General features: G+C 43.1%; 24 protein-coding genes and 1 pseudogene. 8 read left to right on the top strand and 17 right to left on the bottom strand.

Features of this window, described 5'->3' with window-relative positions; all coding sequences use genetic code 11:
* Window positions 1-7: 7 nt before the first annotated feature.
* The 4 genes from BLR93_RS04690 to BLR93_RS04705 form a co-directional block, all read right to left on the bottom strand.
* Window positions 8-1,279 (bottom strand): ammonium transporter, encoded by a 1,272-nt coding sequence (locus BLR93_RS04690; RefSeq protein ID WP_093211675.1) that lies wholly within the window; start codon window positions 1,277-1,279, stop codon window positions 8-10.
* A gap of 748 nt (window positions 1,280-2,027) precedes the next feature.
* Window positions 2,028-2,642: a PH domain-containing protein gene (locus BLR93_RS04695; protein ID WP_093211677.1), complete on the bottom strand. Its 615-nt coding sequence runs from the start codon at window positions 2,640-2,642 to the stop codon at window positions 2,028-2,030.
* Between the two features lie 69 nt (window positions 2,643-2,711).
* The gene (locus BLR93_RS04700; protein WP_093211679.1) at window positions 2,712-2,966 is read right to left on the bottom strand and encodes a hypothetical protein; all 255 of its coding nucleotides are present in this window, start codon (window positions 2,964-2,966) and stop codon (window positions 2,712-2,714) included.
* A 111-nt stretch (window positions 2,967-3,077) separates the two neighbouring features.
* Window positions 3,078-3,287 (bottom strand): CDGSH iron-sulfur domain-containing protein, encoded by a 210-nt coding sequence (locus BLR93_RS04705; RefSeq protein WP_093211681.1) that lies wholly within the window; start codon window positions 3,285-3,287, stop codon window positions 3,078-3,080.
* Between the two features lie 331 nt (window positions 3,288-3,618).
* Between BLR93_RS04705 and BLR93_RS04710 the strand changes: the two genes are divergently transcribed.
* Window positions 3,619-6,615 (top strand): PBP1A family penicillin-binding protein, encoded by a 2,997-nt coding sequence (locus BLR93_RS04710; RefSeq protein ID WP_093211683.1) that lies wholly within the window; start codon window positions 3,619-3,621, stop codon window positions 6,613-6,615.
* A gap of 115 nt (window positions 6,616-6,730) precedes the next feature.
* On the opposite strand, the gene BLR93_RS04715 is transcribed toward BLR93_RS04710, so the two are convergent.
* On the bottom strand, window positions 6,731-7,348 hold the full coding sequence (locus BLR93_RS04715) for a YpjP family protein (RefSeq protein WP_093211685.1): 618 nt from the start codon (window positions 7,346-7,348) through the stop codon (window positions 6,731-6,733).
* 268 nt (window positions 7,349-7,616) lie between these two features.
* On the opposite strand from BLR93_RS04715, the pseudogene BLR93_RS04720 reads away from it, so the two are divergent.
* The 3 genes and pseudogenes from BLR93_RS04720 to BLR93_RS04730 all read left to right on the top strand — a co-directional run.
* A pseudogene (locus tag BLR93_RS04720) lies at window positions 7,617-8,192 on the top strand (peptide-methionine (S)-S-oxide reductase MsrA); the annotation flags it as partial.
* A gap of 619 nt (window positions 8,193-8,811) precedes the next feature.
* Window positions 8,812-9,720: an ABC transporter ATP-binding protein gene (locus tag BLR93_RS04725; protein WP_093211687.1), complete on the top strand. Its 909-nt coding sequence runs from the start codon at window positions 8,812-8,814 to the stop codon at window positions 9,718-9,720.
* Between the two features lie 18 nt (window positions 9,721-9,738).
* The gene (locus BLR93_RS04730) at window positions 9,739-10,482 is read left to right on the top strand and encodes an ABC transporter permease (RefSeq protein ID WP_093211689.1); all 744 of its coding nucleotides are present in this window, start codon (window positions 9,739-9,741) and stop codon (window positions 10,480-10,482) included.
* Between the two features lie 39 nt (window positions 10,483-10,521).
* Here BLR93_RS04730 and BLR93_RS04735 read toward each other — a convergent pair whose 3' ends face one another.
* The gene (locus BLR93_RS04735; RefSeq protein WP_093211691.1) at window positions 10,522-10,761 is read right to left on the bottom strand and encodes a hypothetical protein; all 240 of its coding nucleotides are present in this window, start codon (window positions 10,759-10,761) and stop codon (window positions 10,522-10,524) included.
* A gap of 156 nt (window positions 10,762-10,917) precedes the next feature.
* On the opposite strand from BLR93_RS04735, the gene BLR93_RS04740 reads away from it, so the two are divergent.
* Genes BLR93_RS04740 through BLR93_RS04750 form a run of 3 tightly spaced genes read left to right on the top strand, consistent with a single transcriptional unit; the run spans window position 10,918 to window position 13,358 of the window.
* On the top strand, window positions 10,918-12,018 hold the full coding sequence (locus BLR93_RS04740) for an NAD(P)H-binding protein (protein ID WP_093211693.1): 1,101 nt from the start codon (window positions 10,918-10,920) through the stop codon (window positions 12,016-12,018).
* Between the two features lie 40 nt (window positions 12,019-12,058).
* Window positions 12,059-12,562 (top strand): DUF2243 domain-containing protein, encoded by a 504-nt coding sequence (locus BLR93_RS04745; protein WP_093211695.1) that lies wholly within the window; start codon window positions 12,059-12,061, stop codon window positions 12,560-12,562.
* Window positions 12,546-13,358, top strand: a complete 813-nt coding sequence (locus BLR93_RS04750; protein ID WP_342720240.1) for a cytochrome c oxidase assembly protein — start codon at window positions 12,546-12,548, stop codon at window positions 13,356-13,358. The genes BLR93_RS04745 and BLR93_RS04750 overlap by 17 nt, the downstream gene beginning before the upstream one ends.
* A gap of 80 nt (window positions 13,359-13,438) precedes the next feature.
* On the opposite strand, the gene xylE is transcribed toward BLR93_RS04750, so the two are convergent.
* From xylE to BLR93_RS04765, 3 genes are all read right to left on the bottom strand, one after another.
* The gene (xylE, locus tag BLR93_RS04755; protein WP_093212370.1) at window positions 13,439-14,830 is read right to left on the bottom strand and encodes a D-xylose transporter XylE; all 1,392 of its coding nucleotides are present in this window, start codon (window positions 14,828-14,830) and stop codon (window positions 13,439-13,441) included.
* A gap of 280 nt (window positions 14,831-15,110) precedes the next feature.
* On the bottom strand, window positions 15,111-15,896 hold the full coding sequence (locus BLR93_RS04760; protein ID WP_245690062.1) for a class I SAM-dependent methyltransferase: 786 nt from the start codon (window positions 15,894-15,896) through the stop codon (window positions 15,111-15,113).
* Window positions 15,897-15,991: 95 nt separating this feature from the next.
* Window positions 15,992-17,194: an MFS transporter gene (locus BLR93_RS04765; protein WP_093211699.1), complete on the bottom strand. Its 1,203-nt coding sequence runs from the start codon at window positions 17,192-17,194 to the stop codon at window positions 15,992-15,994.
* A gap of 298 nt (window positions 17,195-17,492) precedes the next feature.
* On the opposite strand from BLR93_RS04765, the gene BLR93_RS04770 reads away from it, so the two are divergent.
* Window positions 17,493-18,386, top strand: a complete 894-nt coding sequence (locus BLR93_RS04770) for a phosphotransferase family protein (RefSeq protein WP_093211701.1) — start codon at window positions 17,493-17,495, stop codon at window positions 18,384-18,386.
* Between the two features lie 15 nt (window positions 18,387-18,401).
* On the opposite strand, the gene BLR93_RS04775 is transcribed toward BLR93_RS04770, so the two are convergent.
* The 8 genes from BLR93_RS04775 to BLR93_RS04805 form a co-directional block, all read right to left on the bottom strand.
* Window positions 18,402-19,331, bottom strand: coding sequence for an aminoglycoside phosphotransferase family protein (locus BLR93_RS04775; protein ID WP_093211703.1), 930 nt, complete (start codon window positions 19,329-19,331; stop codon window positions 18,402-18,404).
* Window positions 19,332-19,412: 81 nt separating this feature from the next.
* Window positions 19,413-20,801, bottom strand: coding sequence for a bifunctional metallophosphatase/5'-nucleotidase (locus BLR93_RS04780; RefSeq protein ID WP_093211704.1), 1,389 nt, complete (start codon window positions 20,799-20,801; stop codon window positions 19,413-19,415).
* A 154-nt stretch (window positions 20,802-20,955) separates the two neighbouring features.
* Window positions 20,956-21,519 (bottom strand): beta-class carbonic anhydrase, encoded by a 564-nt coding sequence (locus BLR93_RS04785; RefSeq protein WP_093212372.1) that lies wholly within the window; start codon window positions 21,517-21,519, stop codon window positions 20,956-20,958.
* Between the two features lie 171 nt (window positions 21,520-21,690).
* Window positions 21,691-22,239, bottom strand: a complete 549-nt coding sequence (locus tag BLR93_RS04790; RefSeq protein WP_093211706.1) for a hypothetical protein — start codon at window positions 22,237-22,239, stop codon at window positions 21,691-21,693.
* Window positions 22,232-23,656: a hypothetical protein gene (locus BLR93_RS04795; protein ID WP_093211708.1), complete on the bottom strand. Its 1,425-nt coding sequence runs from the start codon at window positions 23,654-23,656 to the stop codon at window positions 22,232-22,234. The genes BLR93_RS04790 and BLR93_RS04795 overlap by 8 nt, the downstream gene beginning before the upstream one ends.
* Window positions 23,653-24,345, bottom strand: a complete 693-nt coding sequence (locus tag BLR93_RS04800) for an ABC transporter ATP-binding protein (RefSeq protein ID WP_093211710.1) — start codon at window positions 24,343-24,345, stop codon at window positions 23,653-23,655. Before BLR93_RS04800 ends, BLR93_RS04795 begins: the two co-directional genes overlap by 4 nt.
* A gap of 788 nt (window positions 24,346-25,133) precedes the next feature.
* Window positions 25,134-25,229: a small, acid-soluble spore protein, H family gene (locus BLR93_RS18480; protein WP_139184387.1), complete on the bottom strand. Its 96-nt coding sequence runs from the start codon at window positions 25,227-25,229 to the stop codon at window positions 25,134-25,136.
* Window positions 25,230-25,337: 108 nt separating this feature from the next.
* On the bottom strand, window positions 25,338-26,816 hold the full coding sequence (locus tag BLR93_RS04805) for an aldehyde dehydrogenase family protein (RefSeq protein WP_093211712.1): 1,479 nt from the start codon (window positions 26,814-26,816) through the stop codon (window positions 25,338-25,340).
* Between the last annotated feature and the right edge of the window lie 133 nt (window positions 26,817-26,949).

Raw genomic sequence — 26,949 nt, forward strand, 5'->3', positions numbered from 1 at the left:
CGTTAACCTATGCTCCTGTTGCCCCCGTTTTATTTGCGGGTTGAGGCAGGTTTTCTGGATAACCATAGCCGCCATGTTCACTCAAGTCCAGACCGACAATTTCTTCTTCCTCTGTGACACGGAGTCCTCCCATGACTTTTTCCATTATCTTTAATAATACAAAGGCTACTGCAAATGCGTAGAGACCACTAGTAACAACACCCATGATTTGCACGCCAAGCTGTTCAAAGCCGCCGCCATAGAATAATCCCGGACGTCCGACACTAGCTAATTCCGGTGTTGCAAACAAACCGTTGGATAATGTACCCCAAATACCGACAGTTCCATGGACAGAAAGTGCGAAGATCGGATCATCGATTTTTGCCTTATCAAAGAACTTCATGCTTAGGAATACAATCAGACCGCCAATAAAGCCGATAACTACAGCAGCCCAAGGCTCTACAAAAGCACAAGAGGCAGTAATGGCAACAAGGCCTGCCAGTGCGCCATTTAATGTTGTAGGAACATCCGCCTTACCTGTCATTGCCCAGACAATCAGCATTGCGCCAATTGCTCCGGCTCCTGCTGCTAATTGCGTATTCAGTGCTACGTATCCGAAAAAGGCATCCGCTACTTCTAGTGTACTGCCGGCATTGAAGCCAAACCAGCCTATCCACAGAATAAGCACCCCTAAAGCAGTGAAGACTTGGTTATGTCCAGCTATGTCATTGGTAGAACCATCTTTGTTATATTTACCGATTCGGGGTTTAAGAATTATAGTGGCAGCTAGAGCAGCCATCGCACCTGTTAAGTGGACAACTGTTGATCCGGCAAAGTCCTGCTTGCCATGGCCGGCCAACCAGCCACCACCCCAAATCCAGTGGGCTACTACCGGATAAACCAACGCAGAGAATAAGACGGCGAAAATAACATAAACAGATAATTTCGCCCGTTCAGCAAACCCGCCAAACGCAATCGTCATCGCAATACAAGCAAACGCCATTTGAAAGAAAAAGTCAGTGGAACCAGCTAAACCCTCTCCCATGGTTGTTGCATCGCCAAAAAAGAAATCGCCAAAACCGATGAGTGAACCCTCGCTTCCATAAACAAAGCCCCACCCTACGGCCCAGAAAACCAGAGAAGCTATTCCGACAGTGAATACTGTTTTGCCGGCAATATGCCCTGCGTTTTTCATTCGTGTTGAGCCTGCCTCCAATAATATAAATCCACCAAGCATAAGAAATACTAGTACTCCGCAAAGAGCGATCCAAACATTATTCATTAAAAATATAGGATCCATTAGTTCTCCTCCCCTTTAATGTGATGTCTTGTAACATCAATTGTTAACTCTAAAATTAGCAGTTTCCCAATTTTCACGCAATTCAATTGTCAGATAACCTTACAAGGTTTTTATCGAAGGGCCTTCCATTTTTTTGCGCCTTTCGCCTTCTCATCAAACAGAATTACCAGGGAAGAAACATGCTGCAGAGTACTTAGCGTTAGTCAAAATATAATATAAGTGGTTGGGACATACCATACATCCACTTGCAAAACCGAATGATAACATCATATGAAGTTTTAAAAGCCCCTCTTCCAGCATTCGATTGATGACGTTATGGCATATCAATGGCGAGGGAACAATAAGTAAATTCCTTAATAGTATCAGATAAGCGCTAATACTGCGCTGCGGAAATACACTACGCTTTCCGCGGGCGGCTGGTGAGCCTCCTCGAGCTAGCGCTCTGCGGGGTCTCACCGAGGCCTTTCCTCCCGCAGGAGTCTCTGTGAATTTCCTCCTCTTAAAACCTGTGTATTATTCTAAACCAACAGCCATATCAGGGCAGGCGCCCGCAGACCATGGCTCCTTTATTTTCAAGGATGCTGAAGCCGTGCCCATGGAAAGTGAAGTATTTGGAATAAAATAGAGTTATCAATGTGTTCGCAGGTTATATGAAGCATAAAAAGAAAAATCGAACGAGTTCGAATCCTAAGGATTTCGAATCATCGTTCGCATTTTCTTTGGCCATTATACTTTTGTCCCAACCTCATTAATTATCGATAAATAGCTTAAAGATATGTCCATAATCTTTCATAGTGTATGCTTCTTTTTGCTTTTTTAACCAATCAAAGGCAGCTTGGTTGATCTCGTTAAATTCCTGAGAGACACTGCCTTCAGTGCTTCTGCTTTGGTTGACAGCTGCCGCAGCTAATTCAAGGCTTCGTTCGGAATAATCCAGATAAACCTGATTATCCTTGGTTACCTCTTCCATTTTAAGTAGTGTTTTGTACAAATCCTTTACTTCTGCAATAAATTTCTTGTGGACATCGACAGAAAATGCAGCGCTTCCAAGGTTGAATTTTATTTCTACATCAAGATCAATGGTTCCAGCCGTTTCCAATGCAACATTACTCACAACCTTCGAGTAATAATTATACCTGTTCAATGTCCGCTTTTTGCTTGTCGCACTTGCACCATCCAAATGGATCATTGCTTTATTGGTGAAACAGTACTCATCCGATTTTGACTTTATCAAAAAGTATATTTTCTCTCCATCTTCGTGCATGACATAATCGTCAGCCTCTGTCTTGTCGTAATCTTCAGGAAAAATCACACTTCCTAAATCACTTAATCCTAATGCGTCGGAGGCTACCTTTTTGAACAAGTAAATTCACCCTTTCCTCTTATAATCTACAGCTTTAGTGCAACGATGCCAGCCGACTGTCGTTATTCCTTAAATCAGCGACCAGAACAGCCAAAAAGCAAACCCTATTGACAAGATAATCAATAAGTAGAGTATCGCAATTATAATCGTTAGAATCCAGCCGATAACTTTTCTGTCCGTTCTTATCAAATATATTCCAAGTGCCAGCAGACCAAGGATAAAACCGAGAATCCCCCATAACAATGGGTTTTTGCCATGCTTGGGAGCATCGATTGCTAAATAAATAGCTACAGCAATCGAAATAATTAAACCTATCCCTTCCATCCCTTTCCCTCCTTCAGTAGAGACAGCACCTGCATTCCTAACCAGAAGCCGCCGTTATCTTTTCTTATAAAAAGAGCCTGGACAGCGGCTCTCATTTCCTCTAAAACTTATTTATTTTGCCCTTAATTTGCTTTCAAACCCAATTTCTTTATGGGTTCCATCACAAAATGGCTTATTACTCGAAGCACCACAACGGCACAAAGAGAAAGCCGGCTTTGTTTCATACACATTTCCTTCTGCATCGAGCAGCTCTACATCCCCTTTTACAAGAATTGAGCCATTATCTCTTACTTGAATGATTGTTTTATTATTGCCACTCATTTTGTTACCCCCTTTTCTAAAATTGTACTTGGTGATAGAAAGAGTGTCTAGTCTTGCAGCTTTAATCACCAACCATTCTTAAAGCTCTTCTTTATATTAATAGATTCCTTTGCAGCTGAAAAAATTACCGGAAATTCCCACCATCCAATAAACCCTTTTTTCTCTTTGCCAAAAACTACAAGTTCGACAGCAGCCAGGAATGGGTATACGACAAGAAGATATCAATGGAGTTTGCAGCAAACATTCTTCTGCTTGTTCGGGCACGAATACTCTCTGACCCTCCCTCTTAGATGGAAAGATAACCTCAGAATGAGAAAGTGAGGAAAGAAACATGAAGGACTACAATACCCGAATAGAAAAAAGAAAAAAGAAACCCTTATGGAGAAAATTACTGTTTTCCATTATTATGTTAGGGTTTGTCGCCCTGTTGGCTGGCGGAGGACTCTTCACTTATTATGCAAGCCAGGCTCCTCCCCTTGAGGAGGAGGAGTTAAAGGATCCAATCGCCTCGCAAATTTTGGATATGAATGGCGAAGTCGTTGCTTCTGTCGGTACCAAAAAGCGGCAATTGGTTAATTATGAGGATATCCCTTCTTTAGTTGAAGATGCAGTGCTTGCTACCGAGGATGTTCGTTTTTATGACCACTTTGGACTGGATCCGAAGCGACTAGGGGGAGCCGTCCTTTCCAATATCACCGAAGGATTCGGTTCAGAAGGAGCGAGCACGCTGACTCAGCAAGTCGTCAAACGATCCTTTCTGACATCCGAAAAATCGCTTGACAGAAAATCCCAGGAAGCATGGCTGGCGGTTAAATTGGAAAAAGAATACAGCAAAGAAGAAATCTTTGAAATGTATGTCAACAAAATCTATTATTCTGACAATATATATGGAATTGCAACAGCTGCTGACTATTACTTCGATAAAAGCCTGGAAGATTTATCATTAGCACAGGCTGCCCTACTTGCCGGTATGCCGCAAAGCCCAAACAGCTATAATCCTTATGATCATCCCAAACGGGCGAAAGAAAGGCGTAATACTGTCCTCGCATTGATGGAACAGCACGGCAAAATATCTCATGAAGAACAGATGAAAGCTTCCGAAATACCGATTACAGAAGGACTTGTCGAACGTTCAGAAGGAGAAAGGACCTACTTAACTGGTGAAAAAAAATACGAAGCATTTGTTGATATTGTTATCAGTGAAGTAGAAGCATTAGGCGATTATAATATATATGAAGATGGTCTGCGGATTCATACTACGCTGGATCCGGAAGCCCAGAATACGATGGAAAAAATGCTGAATAACGATGATATTATTAAGTTTCCCAAAGACAAGGATGGACAGCCCTTCCAGGCAGGCGTTACCCTGCTTGATACGAACAGTGGTGCAATCCGTGCAGTCGGCGGAGGCAGAAATTACGGCAAGGAAGCTAAAAGAGGTTTTAACTTTGCTACAGATACAGACAGGCAGCCAGGCTCTGTCATTAAACCGATTTTAGCGTACGGCCCTGCCATCGAGTTTATGCAATGGTCTACTGCCCATATCGTAGAGGATGAAGAATTCGAGTATGAAAACGGCGGTAAACCGAAGAACTGGGACGGTGAATTTAAAGGTCCAATGACCATTCGTGAAGCACTATTAGGCTCCAGGAACATACCGGCGATTAAAACTTTCAATGAAGTGGGTCATAAAAAGGCAGCAGACTTCGCCAGCAATTTAGGGTTGAATTTGGAAGAGCCTTTACACGAAAGTGCTGCTATTGGTGGTTTATCACAAGGAACCAACCCTCTCGAAGTCGCCGGTGCATATGCTGCCTTCGGAAATGGCGGGACGTATAACGAGCCGTATGCCGTCACAAAAATTGAATTACGTGATGGATCAATTATCGAACCAGACCATGAGAGCCACCAGGCTATGGAGAATTATACCGCTTATATGGTTACAGATATGCTCAAAGATGTCCTTGAGCACCCTGAAGGAACTGGCAGCCAAGCTCGTATTCCCGGGCTCCCTGCCGCCGGAAAAACAGGTACAACAAATTATTCTGAAGATACGCTGGAAGAATATAATATCGATGAACGAAATGCGCCTGATTCCTGGTTTGCCGGCTATACTACCAATTACACAGCAGCAGTCTGGACGGGATATCAGGAAAGGAAAAATTATTTAACACCGGAAGAGCGGGACACTGCTGAGAAGATATTCAAACACTTAATGGAACAAGTTTCAAAGAAATCAAAGACAAAAGACTTCGAACAGCCTGATAGTGTGGTAGAAGTAGAAATTGAAGACGGGACCGACCCGCCGAAGCTAGCCAGCAGTTTCACGCCTGAAGAGGAAACATCCACCGAATTGTTCGTCAAAGGAAGAGAGCCTTCAGAAGAATCTAGAGATTTTGTACCAGATTTGCCGGCGCCGAGCGGGCTTACAACTAATTATGATAGGGAAAATGAAATGGTCCTCCTGGACTGGGAATATTCGCAGGCAGATAATGATGATCGCAAAGTAAGCTTTAAGGTCACTGTCTCATCGGATGGTCAAGGTTCTGAACCCGCCGGGAAAACTGAAGAACAAGAATTAAGAATTGACGGCATCAAACCAGGAAACGAGTACACTTTTACAGTGACTGCTATTGCGGATGATGAACAAAGCGATCCTGCATCCATTGTGCTGCAAACGGAACAGCAGCAGCCTGATGGAAGTACCGAGTCTGAGAACGAATCAGCGGATACAAGCGATTCGGGCTCAGAAACAAATCAGGAAAATAACTCCTCTAATGAAGATGAACAGACATCAGCGGATGATGGTGAAGAAAACACAAACCAGGATGGCCAAGATACAGCAGATGAAGAGGATGCACAACAAGAGCAGGAAGCTAACACTTCTAGTGAGGATGATACCTCTAATCAAGAAGAAAATAATGAAGAGAATACTAACGATGAGGAGGGGTCCGCGGATGACGCTAATCAGGAAGCATCCTCAGAGGACTCCGGCCAGACCGATGACTCCTCTTCGAGCAACACTGGCCAAACAGATGAAAGCGGCCAAGAAAGCAATGATAACGAGGACCAATCAGAGAGCGGCAGTGACGGAAACACGAGCTCTGAACAAAGCGGGAACAATGAAACAGCCTCAGGAAATGAAGAGTCATCAAGCAATTCGGACGATCAGGCAACTAGCCAAACAGAGTCTGATAACTCTGATACAGGAAACAACCAGGAGTCTGATAACAGCTCCGCTAATGATGATGCTGGCAATGGATCAAGTGGAGACAATACGGGGAACAGCTCGTCTTCCGACGGTAACTCCGCTGAAGATAATGCATAAGTGAACAGTCTGCTCTTCAACAAAATCATCATAAAAAGAGGTACAATTTTTCAATAAATTGTACCTCTTTTACGTATTATAAGTCACCGTTCGCTGCTAACATGGCTCAGCCTAACTAAGACATCCATTTTGGCGGTGTATTTTTATCCCAATAAATTTCGCCGATTGTATGGTGCTCTTCAAATCGATCTTTGTTCAGATGATAATGAAAATTAAACCAGTAGCCCTCTCCAGGTCTATTATCACGTCTCACATGAAACCTGGCAACATCCTGTTTCGTTTGATAATCATGGATATTAAAAATCCTTTCGCCATAACCTCTGGAAGGCGCTTCAGTAATCACATAGTAAGGGATTTTTTCTTCTCCTGCGTCGGCTAATATATCATTAAGCACTATTTCCATAGTCGGAAGAATATTAGTTGCAAACTCATCTTCGACCTGATTGTAAATTTTAGGTCCGAGCTTGACGACAGTCTGCTCTCTGGCCTGGTCTGTCATCATTTCAATTAATGCATCACTGGATGCATGGGCATGATCAATTTCGTCTTTCGCCGGCTCACTTTCGTTTACATCCAAAAAAGAAACAGCAGCTTCTTCTGGCAGTCCGGTTTTCGAAGAAACTATTTCATCTTTTTCAGCGGCAATGGCATCTAAATATGTAGGTGGGATATACATCCCTAAAGTCATAAACGTAATTAGGATAACAGATATTTTTTTCATCCACAGCTTCATTATAAATATCTCCCTTTATGTACTAACTCTTAGTTTATCATGTTCGTAAAAAATGTCTATACAACTATTAATTTTTAACGAATCCATAATATATCTTGCTAGCTGGGGGACATAAGCAAGAACGAATTTGAATTACTAGACATTTCCTTTGTAACACCATACTCTTAGAGAAAATTGTTTTGATTTACAGAAAGGAGAGATAAATTTGGAGCGTTCACTACCAATTGTCCAAACAGCAACGTTGGGGATGGGTTGATTTTGGGGCACGGAGGCCCAGTTCGGGCATTTACCTGGAGTTTTACGGACACGAACCGGATATGCAGGCGGAACGGTAATGCAACCAACATATAAACAAATTGGCGATCACACAGAAACAGTGGAAATTGATTTTAATCCAGCCATCATTTCTTACGGAGAGATCCTGGAGTTGTTTTGGAAAGGCCATCACCCTAACCGCAAAAATTATAAAGGCAGACAGTACATGTCACTACTGCTGTATCACGATAAACAGCAAAAAAACGCGATAGAACAAAAGAAGACCGCGCTGGAAAAAGAACTGCACAAGGAAATACAAACAGAGGTAAGCACCTATAGAGGATTTACCTTAGCCGAGGAACGGCATCAGAAATACTTTCTAAAAAGGTACCCGGATGCTATTAAACAACTAACCGAGCTCTACCCTTCCTTCACAGCCTTTAATGACGCAACACTAACAGCGCGGCTGAATAGCTTCGTTAGAGGTTTAGGAACCATGGCAGGAATTAAAAACGAAATCAGCCAATGGCCAGTCAGCCGACAGGAAAAGGAAATTTTATTGGAATCTGTCAGGAGAATCCGCTGGTAACGGATAACGGTGGGCACTTGAAACAACTCATTCGGTTCATTTTGGAAAAGACCTAGCATTTCAAGGTAGGCACTGAAAAACGGAAGCTATATGATAAGTAGAATTTTAAAAGCGGTCTGTGTAGGATTAAATTCCATACAGACCGCTTTTCGCCTAACTTCAAGAGGTTTATGCCCCTCTATTCCTTCATTCGTTTAACGATTCGTTTCACATTTGCGTAAAAATTGCCATTGCCCCTTGAATACACCTGCCTTCGAGACCCGAAGATGAGGCGACCTCATATCCGTGTCTATGCTGATTCTTCGATGGGCGATCGATGGTGACGCCTGCGGGAACAGCACGAGCCGAAGTTCCACTCGGTCAAGAGATCTTCTTGACCAGGTTAGCTGAGGCCGTGCCCGCGGCAAGCATCCGCCGCCAAGCGATTCGTGGAATCAACAACAAACGTTGACAGCCCCTTTAGATCAAAAAGGACTTTTTCACTGGCCTCATTTCAAGGTGGGTCTTTTTTGTTCCTTCGTTCCAATTATAAGAATTTTCGAAACTTAAAGTTCTGCCATACGTATTAACTAATAATAACGGGAAGCGTTAAATCTAAACAAGGCAGGGAGAGAAACGCATGATAAAAATTGACCATGTCAGCAAAACTTACGATGCTGCACAGGCATTAACTGATATTAATCTGGAGATTGCAGAGGGAACTTGCTTTGGCTTGGTAGGACCCAATGGAGCCGGTAAATCGACTCTGATGAAAATACTTGCCGGAATCATCCTCGACTTTGACGGTGATATGTTTTTCAATGGCCATGGAGTGTCCAATGAAAGGATGTTCATCAAAAAGCAAATCGGCTACATTCCACAGGATATTTGTTTAGAAGAAACATTGACTGCCAGAGATAATTTGCTGCTCTTTGGTCATTTATATGGATTGTCTGGTAAAAAGCTGCATGAACGGATAGAGGCTGTACTCGAACAAATTGGACTAACAAACAGAAGCAAGGACGTTGTTCTTAGCTTTTCCGGGGGGATGAAACGGAGACTTAACATTGGCTGTGCCCTGTTACATGAACCTGCCGTTATTATCATGGATGAACCGACTGTGGGTATTGATCCCCAGTCACGTAATTCCATTTTTACGATTATCAAACAATTAAAAGCTGCCGGCAGCACTATTATTTATTCCAGCCACTATATGGAGGAAGTAGAACAGCTTTGCGACAGTGTCGGCTTGATTGACAAAGGAAGAGTAGTCGAAGGAGGCCAGATGCAGGAACTGCTGGAACGGCACGGTAAACCGTCGCTTTTTATTTCTGGCGACGCTATCGGTCCGAAAAGCCTGGAACCGTTAACTGCCATGAAAAAGGGAGATGGTTATCTAGTGAACAGCGAAGACCCGATGGCTACTTTAGAACAACTGATTGCAAGTCTGCGAAGCCAGGATATCAAACCGAAGCGGCTGGAGCTTTATTACCCTAGACTGGAAGATATCTTCTTCACCCTTACCGGGACACAACTGCGGGATGTATAGAAAAGGAGGAATCATTACATGTGGGCAATTGCACAAGTAGAGTTTAAAAAGAAAATTCAGGATAAGGGATTATGGTTTTGGACATTTATTTTGCCGGTTATTTTCATTGTAGGTTTTGTCGCTATTTTTTCCGGACAAGAGGGCGTGGAATATACAGAAATTGTTACGCAAATCATCCCAGGGTACACGGTGATGTTTACATTTTTTATTATGATTTCGATCGTAATTGCCTTTGTTAAAGATCGGGAAAACGGGATGGTTGCCCGAGTAGCAAGCACCCCCCTGCCTATCAAGCACTTTTTTATGGGTAAATGGATCCCCTTCATGATTCTTGTTCTTTTACAGATTGCCGTGTTGTTGTTATTCGGAGTGCTTGTATACGACCTTCCCCTCGGTGATCCAGCAGCACTGATTATTATTTCCCTAATGCAGGCTTTTATTGCTACCAGCTGGGGAATGGCCATGGCTGTTTTAGTTAAAACAGAGAACATGGGAATAGCTCTTACCCAGGTGATTGCAATGGGGGGTGCATTGCTGGGCGGGCTGTGGATGCCTGTGGAAATTATGCCGGATTTACTCCAAAAAATCAGCAGATTCGTTCCTCAATATTGGGGACTTGAAGGTTACAAAGAGATTATTCTAAACGACGGAACAATAATAGATATTTGGCAGCATACGCTTATACTTTTTGCCTGCGGGGCTGCCGGGATTCTTATTGCCTTGTTGGGATATAAGCGTTATTTAAAGCAGTCGCGAAGCTAACTGTCAACCGGATTGTCTAACACCACCAGAAGCTCAAGGTTAATTGGAGCAGCCGCATTGGCCGCTCCTTTTATCCTTGCGGTGATACTCCGATATTTGGATAACCCTCACATCGCGTGGATGCAGTTCGTGGTAAATTCCTCGGCGATCATGGAAAGAAACATAGTCGCTACGCTCGCTTTGAATAAGTTCCTCGGCTTTGGCTTGCGTCTCTTCGAAAATAAACCGTCTAATATAATGTTCCTGATCAAAAAAATAAGTGACCTTAAACTCTCTCAAACCCAACATCTCCTTCCTTTCTCCATGATAACAAAAGCAACAGGATCGGCCACAAATAGAGGATTCCTAACTAAGCAGGAAGAAAGAATAAACGTACACCATGTTGAACAACTGTTAAAATAACATTAACTGGAATTACCAACTGGAGGAATGGGCATGAATAACATAAACAGGCCAGTCGTAGCAATCGCAGGCGCCAGCGGCCAAATTGGACAACATCTACTAAACAAAATCACCAAAACAGCGAACGTGATTGCTTTGTCACGGAGCGCGCACAATCAAACAGACACGGAACATGTAGTATGGCGTTCGTGTGATTTCTTTTCGCCGCGTGATGCGGAGCAGGGATTAGAAGGGGCAGACTTTGCTGTTTATATGATCCATTCGCTGACATCATCTGCCACACTTACCCAAGCAGCATTTTCAGACACTGAAGTACTGCTTGCCGATAATTTTGCCAGAGCGGCAAAAAGAAATGGGATTAAACAAATCATATACATGCGTGCCGCTGTACCCAAACATGAGCTAGAAAGAACTTTTCATTTGAAGAGCCGGTTGGAAGTGGAAAAAATACTCCATTCATATGGTATTCCGGTCAGGACGGTAAGGACAGGCTTGATCATTGGGACAAAAATATTATCTCTTCCGGCTCCTTCGAAGCTGATCGAACGTCTCCCCTCATGGACTCGTACTTTGAAGGAGGTTCTTAAGCTCCCCTGGGATAATCATTACTGGAACAGTCACTTGCAAGACTTAGACCTCCCGCGAGCTTCCAAATCAACACCCGCTTTCCCGCCAAATGTCAGATCTGTTCAACGAGTATTACTGCCAAAAGGAAGAGATGCTGACTGGGCAGGAAAACATTACTTTCACTGGCTGGCAGGCTTGGCCAACCCTTTAATAACGATTGAGGCGGACGTGCAAAGGAATTACAGTATTTTTCTCGGATTAATGAAAGGTCCCATTTTGGAGATCCGCTTTATTCCCGACTACAGTTACCGTACGCGTGCGCTCTATTTTATTTCAGGTGGTACACTAGCACGTATTACTAATGACAGGCACTGCCGCCTGGAATTCCGGCAAATTCCCGGCTCCCAGGAATGTATCATTGCTATTCATGATTACCAGCCTGCCTTGCCCTGGTATTTATATAAATACACCCAGGCTGATATCCATCTGTTGGTCATGTATCTTTATAAAAAACACTTGTATCGCCTGATGAATGATAAGCAAAAGTGCTTACTGGCAAGGAACTAAGCAAAAGGAAAAACTTAATCTATAGGAGGAGTTCCCCCTGATGGAAGAACGAAAAAACAGAAAGAAAAAGACGATTCCAGCATACGCTAAATATGCCGGTCGAAACATGTGGTCGGGTATTTTATTTGGCATTGGGATGGTTGCCTTTATTGATGAGATGGTTTTTCACCAACTGCTGCATTGGCATCATTTTTACGATAAATCCACTACTGCCATCGGGCTAGTCTCCGATGGTATTTTCCACGCGTTCAGCTGGTTTGCAACAGTTGCTTCCTTATTTATGGTCGCCGATTTGCGGCGCAGACGTGCCTGGCATGCAGCCCGTTGGTGGGGTGGAATCCTGCTTGGTGCAGGTTTATTCCAACTATATGACGGGACTATTCAACACAAGGTTTGGAAGCTTCATCAAATTCGTTATGACGTGGAAGTTTTGCCGTATGATTTGGTGTGGAATTCAACTGCCTGCCTAATGATCGCCTTTAGCATACTCACACTGGTCCGGACAAGGCCGCCACGAGCCGAAATGAATGATGGCTATGAATAACCTTCATCACGGGGCTGGTCTCACTCATCAGTTATTGCTGGCACTTCCTTTTATAATGGCAATCATTCTCTACATTTCAGCTGTGCTTTTATCGCTGCAGCGGCAGCGGCCATGGCACTGGCACCGTTCTGTATTTTGGATAGCAGGTTGCCTCTCAGCTATTGCTGCGGTCTCCGGTCCGCTGGCACGCCGTGCTGTCTTCGACTTTGAAGCTCACATGGCGGGACATTTACTGCTCGGAATGCTTGCACCTCTCCTGATGGTGCTTGGCGCCCCAGTTACACTGATGCTTAGAACACTCCGGCCCAGAAGTGCCCGTCGTTTATCGCGTCTGCTCCGAAGCTGGCCCGTCCGAGTGATTAGTGATCCTTTGTTTGCTTCCATTCTTAACGTAGGCGGGTTATGGCTGCTTTACACTACTAACTTATACAGCGCTATGCACGGGAGCAATCCCTTACATGCGCTTATCCACCTGCATGTCTTTTTGGCTGGCTACGTGTTTACAGCCGCTATCATTTATATTGACCCGACTCCCCACAGGGCCTCATTTGTCTATCGTTCTGGTGCATTAATCGCAGCACTGGCTGCCCACGGGATGTTATCCAAGTACATTTATGCCCATCCACCAGCAGGCGTGTCAGCCATACAAGCAGAATCTGGTGGAATGCTTATGTACTATGGCGGCGACGCGGTCGATGTCATCCTTATTTGTATCCTTTGTTACCAATGGTATAAGCGTTGCAGGCCGCGTATCCCCCTTTCGGTAAGCAAGCCTGAAGGTTTTCCGCAAAATTAATCGGACAGTTTGAGTTAAACTGTCCGATTCACTTTATTTGAGGCTGTTTCTGCTCCTGTAAAAAAGCAGCCGCACTCAATTCAGTTTTTGTTAGAATTCGTCAACACCATTTCTAATTCTTCTAGTGACCTGCCTTTTGTTTCAGGAACCATCCTCCAGACAAAGATAGCAGAAAGTACGCTCATGAGACCATAAAAAGAATAAGTCAATCCACCACTGTATTCCATCATAGAGGGATACGTAGAGGAAATGAAATAGTTTGCTGCCCATTGCGCAGCAACAGCGAGCGCAACTGCCTGCCCTCTTATTTTGTTAGGGAAAATTTCGGCAATCAATACCCATACCACAGGTCCCCAAGACATCATAAAAGAAGCTGTATAGATAATAATGAAGATTAAAGTGCCGATTCCTATCATGTTGAAAAAGGCCAGGCCGGCCACTCCGAACATGCCAATTGTCATCCCAATCGAGCCAATAATCAACAATGGTTTTCGGCCGAATTTGTCGACTGTCATTATTGCTATCAGGGTAAAAATAACATTTACCAGCCCCATGATGATTGTTTGGAACATGGAAGCATCTCTAGCTGCACCCATACTTTCAAAAATACGCGGTGCATAATAAAGAGCTACATTTATGCCGACAAATTGCTGGAAAACAGACAGCAATATACCGATCACAATGATTTTTTTGCCAAAAGAAAATAGCCTGCCTTTTTCCGCGTCAAAAGATTTCTTAATTTCATACATTGTTGCTTTAGCCATCGTTTGGTCATAAATCTTGGAAAGGATATTTCTCGCTTTTTCATCCTGATTCTTTAAAACTAAATATCTAGGCGTTTCTGGCACTGCGAATAATAAGACGAGAAACAATGCAGCAGGGATAGCTTCTGATAAAAACATATAGCGCCAGCCGACATCATTAATCCACTCTGCCGACTGTCCCCTGGCAATTCCCCAGTTAACAAAATACACAACCAGCATACCGAAAATAATGGCAAATTGGTTTAAAGAAACAAGCCTTCCCCTAATTTCCGGCGGTGCCATCTCGCCAATATACATCGGCGCGACCGCTGACGCCAATCCCACCCCAACACCTCCGATTATCCGGTAGATGTTAAATGTTACTAATAGAGATAAAGTTGGATCACCTTTAGAAAAAAACAGAAACTCTGGATAAGCTGAACCTAAGGCTGACAGTAAAAATAGCACAGCTGCCAGCATCAAAGAGTATTTTCTACCAATCCGATTGGATAAAAAACCAGATAAAAAACCACCGATAATACAACCGATTAGTGCACTTGAAACAGTTATTCCATGAACAAGCGAGCTAAGGTTCAAATTTTCAGCAAAGTAGTTCTGCAGCGATCCTTCTGCCCCGGAAATAACAGCTGTATCATAACCGAACAAAAGTCCTCCCAAGGTTGCGACGAGCGTAACTAAGCTGATAAATAAACGTTTATGTTTCTTCATATTCGGAGGAAGCAACCACTCACTTCCTCTCCACACCCCTTTCTCGATGTAATCGCTTACCACAAACCGTATTCTACCAGTTCATTGTTAGTTTGTACAGTAAACAAACTAAGTTTAAGAGAGTGTACCTGTCAGAAGAATTGACTTTAAATTTTTGGTTTTCGCTCCTCTTTTACCGGAAGTCGCTCTACTTCTTCATTGTTGATCATCTTCCGGATTTTCACTCTTCTTTCCGGACGAGTCGCTCTTCTTTTCCTGAAAGTTGATCGACTTCCTTCGCCTATTGGATAGGTTTTGCAGCTTTTATTAGTACGGATTCTCCCTGGAAGCTATTCACTTTTCCGGCTTTTTGGGTAATTTTAAATTTCTGTTGATAATGGGCAGGGGCTTGCAGCATTTCTTTTGCCAATTGTTGTTTTTCTGCTTCCGGGAGAGCCATTGTGTTACACCAGTTATCAAATGAAAACGACTTTTTAAGGCAATGCATTTCTTCCAATTCAAATCCTTGTTGCTCGATAAGGCGAACCCACTCGGATTTTTTCCAAGCTCGTTGATGACTGTAATCCCTCTTCTTTTCTATTCGGTTATAAAATTCGTCAAACTCATCGTCTTCCGGGGCCGTGTTATCAATAAATAAAAAAATGCCACCTTTCTTTAATGCTCGGAAGGCTTCCCTAACAAAGGATTCAATATCAGCAAAATGATGAGCCGCAATCCGGCACACTGCAATATCAAATGTTTCTGCTGGAAAAGGTAGGTTCTCTGCGTCTGCCTCCAAAAATTCCACATTGCTATGGCCATTGGATTCAATAAATTTTTTAGAGGCTGCCAGAATTTCCTTCGTTAGATCAATTGCCGTTATTTTTTTTGATAATGGCGCTAACGCATTGGCCACGTGTCCGCCGCCAGTCGCGATGTCCAGCACCGTTTCTTCCCCGTTCCAATGAAGCAGCTTCACCAGCTTAGCCAAATCCTCCCCTTTTGCATGTACCGTACTAGTTACATAGTTTGCTGCATTGTTGCCAAATTGCAGTTGAACATCTGTTTTCGCGCTATTATTTACCATATACATATCTCCTTTGTAGTTCTGTTGCAGCATTAATTGCTTCTATACGGTATTCTTCGTCATTTACTGGAATACCTGCTCCAGTCCTGACCTGATTAAGGATTGCTATTTCGCCTGTTGAAAATTATCCAAGCCACCCCTAGCAGCAACAGCGAACATCCTGCAAGATCATATAAAATAGTGATCGAGGATCTCTGTAAAAGGAAGAATGCCATTAGCGGACCGAGAGCCGCTCCAATGTCAATAACAACCGTATAAGCAGTCATCATTTTAAGTTGATCTGATTGCACAGCGGCCCTGGCTGCCAGTGTATCTGCGGTTGTCACAAAAGCAGTAGAAGTTAATTGAAACATTAATAGCAGGATGATCAGTGACACAATGGATGAAGTATGTGCCAACAAAATAAGTAATACGGCACCACTAAACGCAGGGATTAACAATAAATGGTGTTTTAAATTAGACCCATCGATAACTTTGCCGACCATTGGAGCCACGAAGGGGTCCCAGCTCCAGCGGACTGCCTGAATGATTCCTGCTAACGTGGCAGCTCCGATTGATAATTCGAGAGCTATCCAGCCGCCAGCATAGCTTCTGGCAATTAATTGACTAAGTGTCGATGCAAAAATTCCGAACACAATCAATCCTACAGCCATGCCGGTCAGTAAAACCATTCGTTGATAAGGAAAAAACCACGCCAGGGAGGCTGTCTCTTTTAGGGCTTTTGGCTGTCCTCCTCCTTTTTTTACTGGAACGAGCAGCCAAACAAAAGGTAAAGTAAGTAATCCCATTCCGGCAAACAGGGTTGTAACAAAAAATATCGAAGTCTGATCAACCAATATTCCTCCGACAAGCATACCAAATAAACCACCAATTCCCCATAACCCGTTATACAAGCCGACATACTGGCCACGGTTTTGCTCGTCAGTCTCTTCAATGACTGTAAGGAAACCGCCAAGCCGGAGCAGCGACCACGAGATCCCCCAAAGAGCACGAAGAAAAAAAAGTATCCAGAATTGGTTAAACACGCCGTAAGACATTGTCGTAAGAACAGCTAAACCTACAGCAATAAAAACGCCTGTCCTCAACTGAACATGTTTATAAAACAGACCGATGAGCGGATTGATCGGCAGGCGGATAAACCGGTTAATGGATAGAAGCAGTCCGACCTGCCACACGGCTGCCAAACCAAATTCAGGCCAGTATAACGGCAGGACAACCAGCAGCATAGCATCACCCAACACCGACACAGCAGTAATGACAGCTATTCCTATAATTTTTCTTTTAGCCGATAGTAGCATACATGTATCCCTTTCGTACCCATCCATAATGGATGAGTGGATGCGTATTCGATTCTTATTTGTTTTCTTATTTATTCCAGTGCGCTATCACGTCTGTCATGTATCCCCCTCCTAGTTTCCTATTGTACGTTTTAAAAAGACGAAAAAAAGTGTACAATCTATTAAAACTCTCTTCCCCTTAGAGAAGGGTAATTTAGTAGATTATTAAATATTAACCGCTGCATCAAGCAATACCCTAGGCTGGAAGGATTAGACGGGCTTTGGTTTTGGAAACAGGAAGAAAAGGAGGAGCTCCATCATGGAAGAACAGAAAATAATCCAATTTATTAAAGAGAGATTTCCTCATAAAAATATAACAGCCATCGAAGTGATTAATACAGGTTGGGACAATGATGTACTTCTTTTAAATAAAGAACTTGTTTTCCGCTTTCCGAAAACCAAGGATATAAGGAAAAAGGTGCAAACAGAGGTGGAACTGCTAAAAGCACTTAATGAACGTAACCCACCAGTAGAGCTGCCTCGCCCTACCGTTCTTGAAAACTTTAATAAAGAGCTGACATGTATGTATTACCCTCTCATAAACGGGAAATCGCTGGATAAATTAAATGAAAGCATGATTAAAGCGAATAAGAAAAATGCAAAAGTGATGGGAACGTTTCTAACCAAGCTCCACCATCTCCGTAATACAAACCCTGCTATTAATCTGGAGACCAGCCATCCATTCGATTACTGGAATAACTTGTTTACTGCCGTTAAGAACCAGGTGCTTCCATTAGTAAGTAATCGGGAAGCATATTTGATAACTGGATTTTTTTCTGATTTTCTGCATTCGTTTTCTAATCAAAATTATCGTCCTACCTTCATTCATGGCGACCTTTCCAGCAATAATATCATCGGTGATCCAGAGACTGGGAAGATTCTTGGGGTGATTGATTTTACCGATGCACAGCTTGGGGACCCAGCGTTTGACTTTGCCGGCTTTTATTGGGATTTTGGCGCTGCCTTCACTCGTGAAGTTCTTAATCAGTATCAGGGGGACGACCCAGCTGACAAAATTTTTCAGCGTGTACAGCAGTTTTATGGGGTTCAGCCAATCTTCCATGAATTGCTGTACAAGCTCAAGCTCGGACATCCGATTAACTGGCAGACAGCTTTGGACAAATTCAAGCATTTACTGGCAAGCAAAGAATAATAGCACTACCACTACTTAATAGGAAGCTGGGATATCTTCGATGGTCCTGCCAAAATGCTGCTTATACAAATGTTCAAATATGCCGATGGCCTGATAAAAGCCTTGTTCATAGCGGCCATCTTCGTCCACCGTCCAGCAGGTGGCCAGAACGGAATGACAAAACCCCCATAATAGCAGTCTTTCTTTATTCAATTGTAATTCCCGAGTAAATATTGCTGTCCTTGTTTCGATCACCCAATAGCTACCTTCTTCCGGAAGCTTATTCAATAAAAACTGGATAAGATCGTATTCCCGCTCCCCAATTAATCCTTTTGGATCAATTGCCAGCCAAGATTCCCCATTCCTCAGCAAATTGTAATGATGAAAATCTCCATGCAGGAGCCAATGTTTTTTAATTGTTTGATTCAAATAAGCGAAAATGCCAAGCGCATTTTCTAGCGTTTTTTCGCTAATGGGCCCGATACCTTTGGGATGGTTGCGTGCAATCTTTCTTAACCCTGCTTCTCTTACTTCTGTTGAAGGGAGTTTTGTTTGCGGCGGAGCGCCTACCGTTATTTTCTGGTGTACGTCAGCAGCAATCCGGCATGCTAGGGCATGATCCTCTATATCGGCAAGTGTTGTCCCCGGCAATACTTGCTCCAACAGCATAATTCCATACTCCGCTTCATAATCAATAAGGTTGACCATTGCTGGAGATCGCAACGATTGCAACGCTTCCAACTGATCGATAAATTCTCCACCCGGAGGTGAAATTTTAACGACTGCTTTCGTGCCGTCTGCCATCCGGGCCGGGGCTACATAGTTAATTGACAATTGATACGGTTCATGCATAATTAACTGCCACTTTTGTTCACAATACCTAATAATGTTCGGAAGTTTTGCCAGCCAAGCCTCCCCTTCCTCCCGAAAGTACAGTTTTATATTTTTGACAAATTGTTGTTGCATGCTGTTCCTCCTATCCAAGGGCAGCGAAAACAAAACCAGTAATCCTCTCTTCTAGAAAACCACTGGATTCCTTCGCTTATGTTAAACGGTAACTTTACTGTCGATTGTCCACCGTTTAACCATAGCGCCTTCAATAAACGACGGCTGGCTGGCATACATCCTGATTACATCGCGGATGTCTTCTGGACGGTAGCTGGTATGTTGGTTTTGGGCCAGGGATGGATAACCGGAACCGCGCTGTAAATAGTCTGAGCTTGCCACTTTGTACCACTTTTCTTCCTGTAATGGCTCGTCCCCGATTCTCATGTCGATAACCCTTTGTCCGTCATGGACGATTTCAGCGCCAGATACGTGCAGCCTGCCGGCAAATTTTCCTCTGAAGCCTGGGCCACTGCCATCCGCAAGGCAAGCTTGTACATCTAAGGATTGTTCGATAGCAGCAAGAATATCTTTGCCTTTCACTTCAAAAATTGTCGGATTTAAGGGGGAAGGGCATATTTCGATTAGTTTTTTATCCGACACCCAATCAAACAATCCTGCATTGACAATGCCGCTGTTAATTAATCCGATATCTCCTTTAAGCATATTCTGTAAGCCATCAGCTATCAAATTAGCCATCGGGTTTTCCTCAATCACGTCATGCCAGAGCGGCTGATCCAGATGGTACAACGGACGGCTTAAGTTAGCTACCGCCTTATCTTTGTTTGTTCTTAAAATAGCTGTAGCCTGTTCATCAATGGCAGCTTCACTGGTTGACAGCATCGCAGAGTCTAATAGCTTCACATGGTCGCCAGTCACCTCCAATTCAAGTATCCCGATATGTGCGCCATAATTTCCTGCACTATTACGGAGGGTGCCATTGATAAATTTCGGCTCCGGGTACAGCTGATGATCATGTGCTGAAAGAATTACATCGATATCAGCCAATTCCGCTGCCAGCTGATCATCGGCAGCTGTCCCGATATGATTCATCACAATACAAACGTCATACTCGCCATAATATCTATCAATCTCTCCCTTAAGTGCCGTTTTGTAATCAGACATATGTACCCCAAGGCCATCATTGAAGACATCCAAATCAGGAGAAGAACCTGTAATTAGGATTCGAAGTCCTTTTTTTTCAATTAATGTGCTAGAGACAATACCAGTTATTCGGGTTTTATCCTTCTTATAAAGATTGTTGCTGATAAATGGCACTGAACTGTTGCTGGCCATATATTCAAGTGTCTCCACACCATTAAACATTTCATTGTTGCCAACCGTTAACGCATCATAACCAAGAGATTCTATAAGTTCGATGGCAGCCATCCCTTTAGTACCTTGCAGTTCGATGCTTCTAAAGTCAGCAAAATCGCCGCCGTCCAGAAGCACCGTTGATTCATCTTTATGCTGGCGAATCAAGCTGGCTGCTCTGGAAAACTCATCAAAATGGCTGTGCAAATCGTTAGTATGGATAATTTTTAATTTCATTCGCTTCCCCCATGTTTTTTGACTTTACCCCTCATTATTTCGCAGTTTATTTCGATTTTCCTGCTCAATAACTCTAAAGGTTAATGCATTACATAAAAAAGGCAGGAGGTCGTAACCCCCTGCCAATAATAATTAGGCTTAAAAATAACTTAAATTAACTCTGATATCCATCGACAACAATGTCCAACTTCCCTGTATCCGGGCTGATTACCAAGCCATGAACCGGCACATCGCCAGGCAAGAGCGGATGCTGTTTTATCGTTGTGACACTATGGTTCACACTGTCTTCTACGTTATCAAACCCTTGTAAAAATTTGTTGAAATCAACACCGGAGTATTGCAGTGTATCCAAGGTTTCCTGTGCAATCCCGCGTTCTTTGACTTTAGCAAGCATGCTTTCAGAATTCAAACTGGACATACCGCAATCATGGTGTCCGACAACTAGTACTTCATCTGCCTTTAACTCATAAACTGCAACTAAAATGCTCCGCATGATGCTGCCAAATGGATCTGCAACAATGGCGCCTGCTGTTTTTATTACTTTAGCATCACCGTTTCCTACATTCATGGATTTAGGCAGCAGCTCCACCAATCTTGTATCCATACAGGAGATAATAACAAGCCGCTTATTGGGAAACTTATCTGTTTGATACTGTTCATACTGCTTATTTTCTACAAATTTTTCATTATAAGATAAAATTTCTTCTAAAAGTTTCATTTTTTTCACTCACTTATCCTTTAGTTTTATTTTATTATAAAATGAAAGTCTAAAAAAATAAAATAACTACGCTTCTGCTTGGTTAGTTTCTACCTTACGGTAACCGCTGCTGTATCCAGTGCAGCCTCCCTCCGCCTAATTAATCAGCTGGATGGAAGCAAAACCAGCTTTTTATAATTTCCAGACAGCAGCATACTTTTTCCGATATTTATCTTCCTCCACGGTTTCGATTAAATCGATAGCTTGCTGTTTAATCGTCTCATCCGGCACTTCCTCATAAAGGTGGTGAAGTCCTTGGATAATATCGAATCGGATTAAGGTATAATTTTTTTCATCTCTGCAATTTTCAAACCGATGGGAAAGTCCGGCAATGACCATGTCTTTTTGGTTAGCTCCTGCCGTTCCCACCTTCCAAAGCGATTGAAGGCAATGTCTTGCCGTTACAAACCGTTTATCCCTAGTCACTTCCATTAGCCTGGGAAAGTCCTGTAGCATTCGGTTCTCAGGGTCGCTTTTTGCTAATTGGCAGAGCAGCTGGGCTGCTATTGCCCGGCGGTGATTATCCTGGTGGCTTAAATCCTCCAGCAAGTCATCCCAGACTTCATATGCCCAATCCACTTCACTTTTCGTAGTCTCCATTAACTGAATAAATGCTTCATAACGGATGTTTTTATCTGTTGACTGAAGATCCTTGACAGCTTTTGTGGTGCTTTCATCCATTTTTTATTTTACCATCCTTTCTCCTTGTGAAGTCTTTTCCCAGCAATACGACAACAACAAGTGTCACCATGGGAAAGGCAATACTTACCGTTGTTAGCAGGAATAGTAGCAGCATCAACAAGTTTCTGTTCAACGGCACTGGAGATTTGGCCTTTGCAATAAGAGACATGGTGGTATCGAGCTGATGCTCAATATATAGGACAAGAACATATGCATAAAGGAGCAGCTGCAAAGGGATCCACCAGACTTCCATTTGAAATAGTGCCAGTAATACTAACGTCAGCACACCCACAAGCAGGCCTGCCCGATAAGACCAGTACAAAAATGCTCGTTTCCATGCGGTTAATTGCCATGGCAAACAGAAAATCAACCTATCCCCGAACCCACCGATAAAAAAACTGGCAGCCATCTTTACAAACAAAAAAATAGCCAGACTGATAGCCGCTCCGAATACCAAGTCCCCATGAAAACTTAATAGCACAAGGATAATGAGCAGACTTCCTAGTGTCCGGAGAACTGTCTCCTTTTGTTCGGTTAAGTAACTTTTCCATAACCGTTTATAAATAGCTGTCTGATGCTGGTAATCGAAAGGTTTTCTGCTTTTTTTACTGGAGATAACCCGGGAAAGCCAGCTCTGCCTTGCTGGCGGCTTAATTTCCATATGTGACATTTTATTGACAAACCACATGTTCCAAATAATCAAGTCATTCGTTTGGACCACTTTCTGCCAATCGATTTCCTGCAGCAGCTTTCTGAACAGCACTACATTGACAGCAAGCAAGGTGATAAACAGTCCAGCAGTTCCCCGAAGAATGAACCCCGTTTCTATCATAACAAACCGGACGACTCCCATTAAAATAACCGTCATTGCAACAATAAGCATTTTACTGGTAAAACGCAGCTGATAAAGTTTCCACTGTGGAATTTTCATTAAAACCTGCATCAAAAGAATTATCCCGGCAAGAGCTATCAAAAAGGGGACCGAGAATGGCGTCAGTATCCCGATTAATAAAGCTGCTACTGTCCAATATAAGACACCTATCAGCCAGCTTTCCACTGCACAGTATAGCCACAGCTTTGCCTTTGAAAAAGGGAGCAAACTCATTTTAAATTCTGTGCTCGAAAAGGGAACACCCGGTCTTGTAAAGGCAGCTGTAATTGAGCGGATCACTAGTATAAATACTAGGTTAATAGAATTAGCGGATAGAACAACTTCAATATGACGGATTTGAGCTCCATATTGCTGGATATTTTCATATAAAATAATAGCGCCAAAGATCATATATAACCCTAAATAAATCAATACGGTTACATCAAAACTCACTCCAAAGGCCAGCAGATATAGCTGCTTCTTTTTATAGCGCCTGTTTTTTTTCACACTAGTGTAAGCAGCCCACGTAGAAAAATTCGATTTCATTCAGCAAATCTCCTTTTTAACTCGTGAAAACTGCCCATTTCTCCTTGATCGACTACCTTTCCTTGCTGCAGCATCAAGTATTGATCAGCTGTATCCTGGAGACGGTCCAATAGATGGGAAGTGAGCAAGATTGCCATACCTTGTTCAGCTTTGGCTGCCATTTGTTGTTGTAGAAAATCAGCAGCATACACATCTAAACCCATAAAGGGTTCATCAATCAATAATAAGGGTACTTCCGGGAGCAGTGCACATATAGTTTGTACCTTCTGCCTCATTCCTTTAGATAAAGATTCAGGAAATTCGTGAAGCTTATCACCAATTTCCAATTCGTGTATGTAATAATCAACTTTTTCTTTCAAGTCCCGTTCATCGATTTGATAGCTTTTCCCATATAGTTGAAAATGCTGCATCGTTGTCAACTCTGGTAATAGAAAGGGTTCTTCAGGTATATAAGCAAGCTTTTGCTTAAAAGAAAGGAAATGATCGTCCTGTGAATCGCCATTTAAAGAGATTGTCCCTGATGTCTTTTCCTGTAGACCGATAAGTGTTTTCATGATCGTCGATTTTCCCGCACCGTTATGGCCAATTAGGGCAGTTATGGTTCCTGGCTGCAAATAAAAAGAAATATCTTTAAGTATGCTTTCATTTTTGATTTCGATGTTAACCTTTTCTACTTTTAATCCGTCCATCAGTATCTGCTTCCTCCCCCAATTTGTTAATCTCTCTACGATTTATCAAGCCAAACTGTTTCACTATTAGAAGTTAGTTGTGTTATTTGTTTCTTTTTAAAAAAGAGGTTGGCCAAAAAAGGAAAGTGTACAAAGCAAAAATCGAACTCGTTCGATTTTTCTTTTCTAATGCATAATTTAAACTGCGGACACAGTGACAACTCTATTTCTTCCTTCTAACAAGGTTAGATGCTTAAACGAGCGCAGGCAGAATACAACGCTTTCCGTGGGCACGGTTTCAGCCTCCTTGAAAATAAAGGAGCCATTTTCTGTGTGCGATGAGTCGCTGCCGAAGCGTTCCTATTCCTCAGAAGCAAAAACGGCTTCTTCTGGGGGCTTCAGACTAACTGGAGTCTTTCTACCGCTGATAGAGCTATTCTTACTACCTTGTATGACGACCACTGCGGAAATACACTACGCTTTCCGCGGGCGGCTGGTGAGCCTCCTCGAGCTAGCGCTCTGCGGGGTCTCACCGAGGCCTTCCCTCCCGCAGGAGTCTCCGTGGATTTCCTCCACTGGAAGTCTGTGTACTTTTTTCAGCAGTCCACAAATACTTATGATTTACTTGAGAAATCGCGGTGTACAAGCGCTTATCCGGTAAAAATCAGCTACTTTTACATCGCCATTTATATCCATACGTAATCAATCGAATGCTTGAAGAGGACCTTTTAAAACTCCATATGCTGTTATCGTTCGATTTTAAAAGTGGATGTATGTTATGCCCCAACCACGCTTTTCTTGTATTCCATTTAGTGCTCCTCCATTTCGGCAATGTAAACCTGTTGCTGCCGCTCTGGGTTGTCTAAGTAGTAAACATGAGCTGTTCCGAATTGTTCATCTATCACCTAAATATAAATCTGTTCCCCCAATTACGTCACGTTAATAAGGCCTGTGGACTGTTTGATTTCCTGTGCCCGCTGTTTTTCCTTTATTCTTGCCTCCTAAATGTAATATCACTCCGGGATATAAGGCAATTCCTTGTCATCAGGGATATTAATTACATGGGTATCGGTATAGGCCAGCAGCCCTTCTTTCCCATATTCGCGGCCCATTCCCGACTGTTTTACTCCGCCAAACGGGAATCTTACATCCAATCCCTGGATAGCGGCTGTATTGATCATTGTTGTACCCGCCTGGATATGCCTGGCGACTTTGACAGCATGTTTTTCCTCACCCCAGACCGAACTAGTCAATCCGAATATACTATCATTAGCCAAATCGATGGCATGCCGGTCATCATTAAAAGGTAAAATAGGTACAGTCGGGCCAAATTGTTCCTCGACCACGATTGGATCATCATAATTTGCACCGATGACGACTGTAGGCTGCATGAAATATCCCTTTTCATACAAATCTTGATCGAGTATCTTGCCCAGTTTTACCACCCTGGCTCCTTTAGTTTTGGCATCATCAACTAAGCTTTGGACAAATTCGACCTGTTTTTTGTTGTTGACAGGGCCGATAGTTGTTTGTTCATTAAAGGGATCACCAACCCGGATCCATCTATTGGCTGCTTCGATGTACTTTTCAACAAACTCGTCATGAATGGAGCGGTCAACATAAATGCGTTTAGCAATCATGCATATTTGTCCAGCAGTCAGGAAATTGGAAATAACCAAGCGCCGCATTGCTTTTTCGTCGTTTACGTCAAAATCGCTCAAAATAATTGCTGCATCATTTCCTCCGAGTTCCAGCGTCATATGTTTGATTGTATCAGCCGCAGCCTTCATAATATGCTTCGCTGTTTCTGTTCCCCCGGTGAAAGCAATTTTTGCTACCTTAGGATTGGAGGTTAGCTCTACACCGACATCCGCTTCGCCATGGACGAGGTTGAGCACCCCCGGTGGAAATTCCTCCGCTATCATTTCGGTTACAAGGCTGACCGCCAGTGGTGCCAGTGGACTTGGCTTTAACACCATTGTATTCCCAGCCAATAAGGCAGGAGCAATTTTTATGGTAGACAAAGAGATCGGATAATTCCACGGGGATATTGCCGATACAACCCCAATTGCATCCTTGGCTATAATCGTTCTGCCGCTATCATGCTCCTGAACATCGCTTTTTAGCACTTCTGCCACATTATCACAAGCATACTCCATCCACATCAAGGAGACAGCGATTTCTCCTTCCGAATCGTAAAGCGGTTTTCCGTGCTCACGACTTAACAGTTTAGCGATTTCCGATGTTCGGTGTTTGATGTTTTGAATAGCTGACCGCATCCGTCTAATTCTATCGTCCAAACTAGATTCCGCCCAGGATGGAAAAGCATTATGGGCTGCTTCAATGGCACGGACTGTGTCCTCCCGCGTGTTAATCGGAGCATACCCGACTACTTCTTCCGGATGTGCCGGGTTTTCCCGCGGCGATTGCTTTTCCGCTTTAAATTTTTCACCGTTTATCATTGCGTCTATGACAACTTGTTCATCGGCCATTATCACACTTCCTTTCTTTCAGGTAATTGCCAATAGTATTAGCAATCACAGCAGGAAAATGTATGCGATTTCCACAGATGCCAGTGGACGCCGAAAAAACAAAGCCCCTGCATCTACCAAAACGGCAGAAGCA

Source organism: Sediminibacillus albus (genome assembly GCF_900101125.1).
Taxonomy (GTDB): domain Bacteria; phylum Bacillota; class Bacilli; order Bacillales; family Amphibacillaceae; genus Sediminibacillus; species Sediminibacillus albus.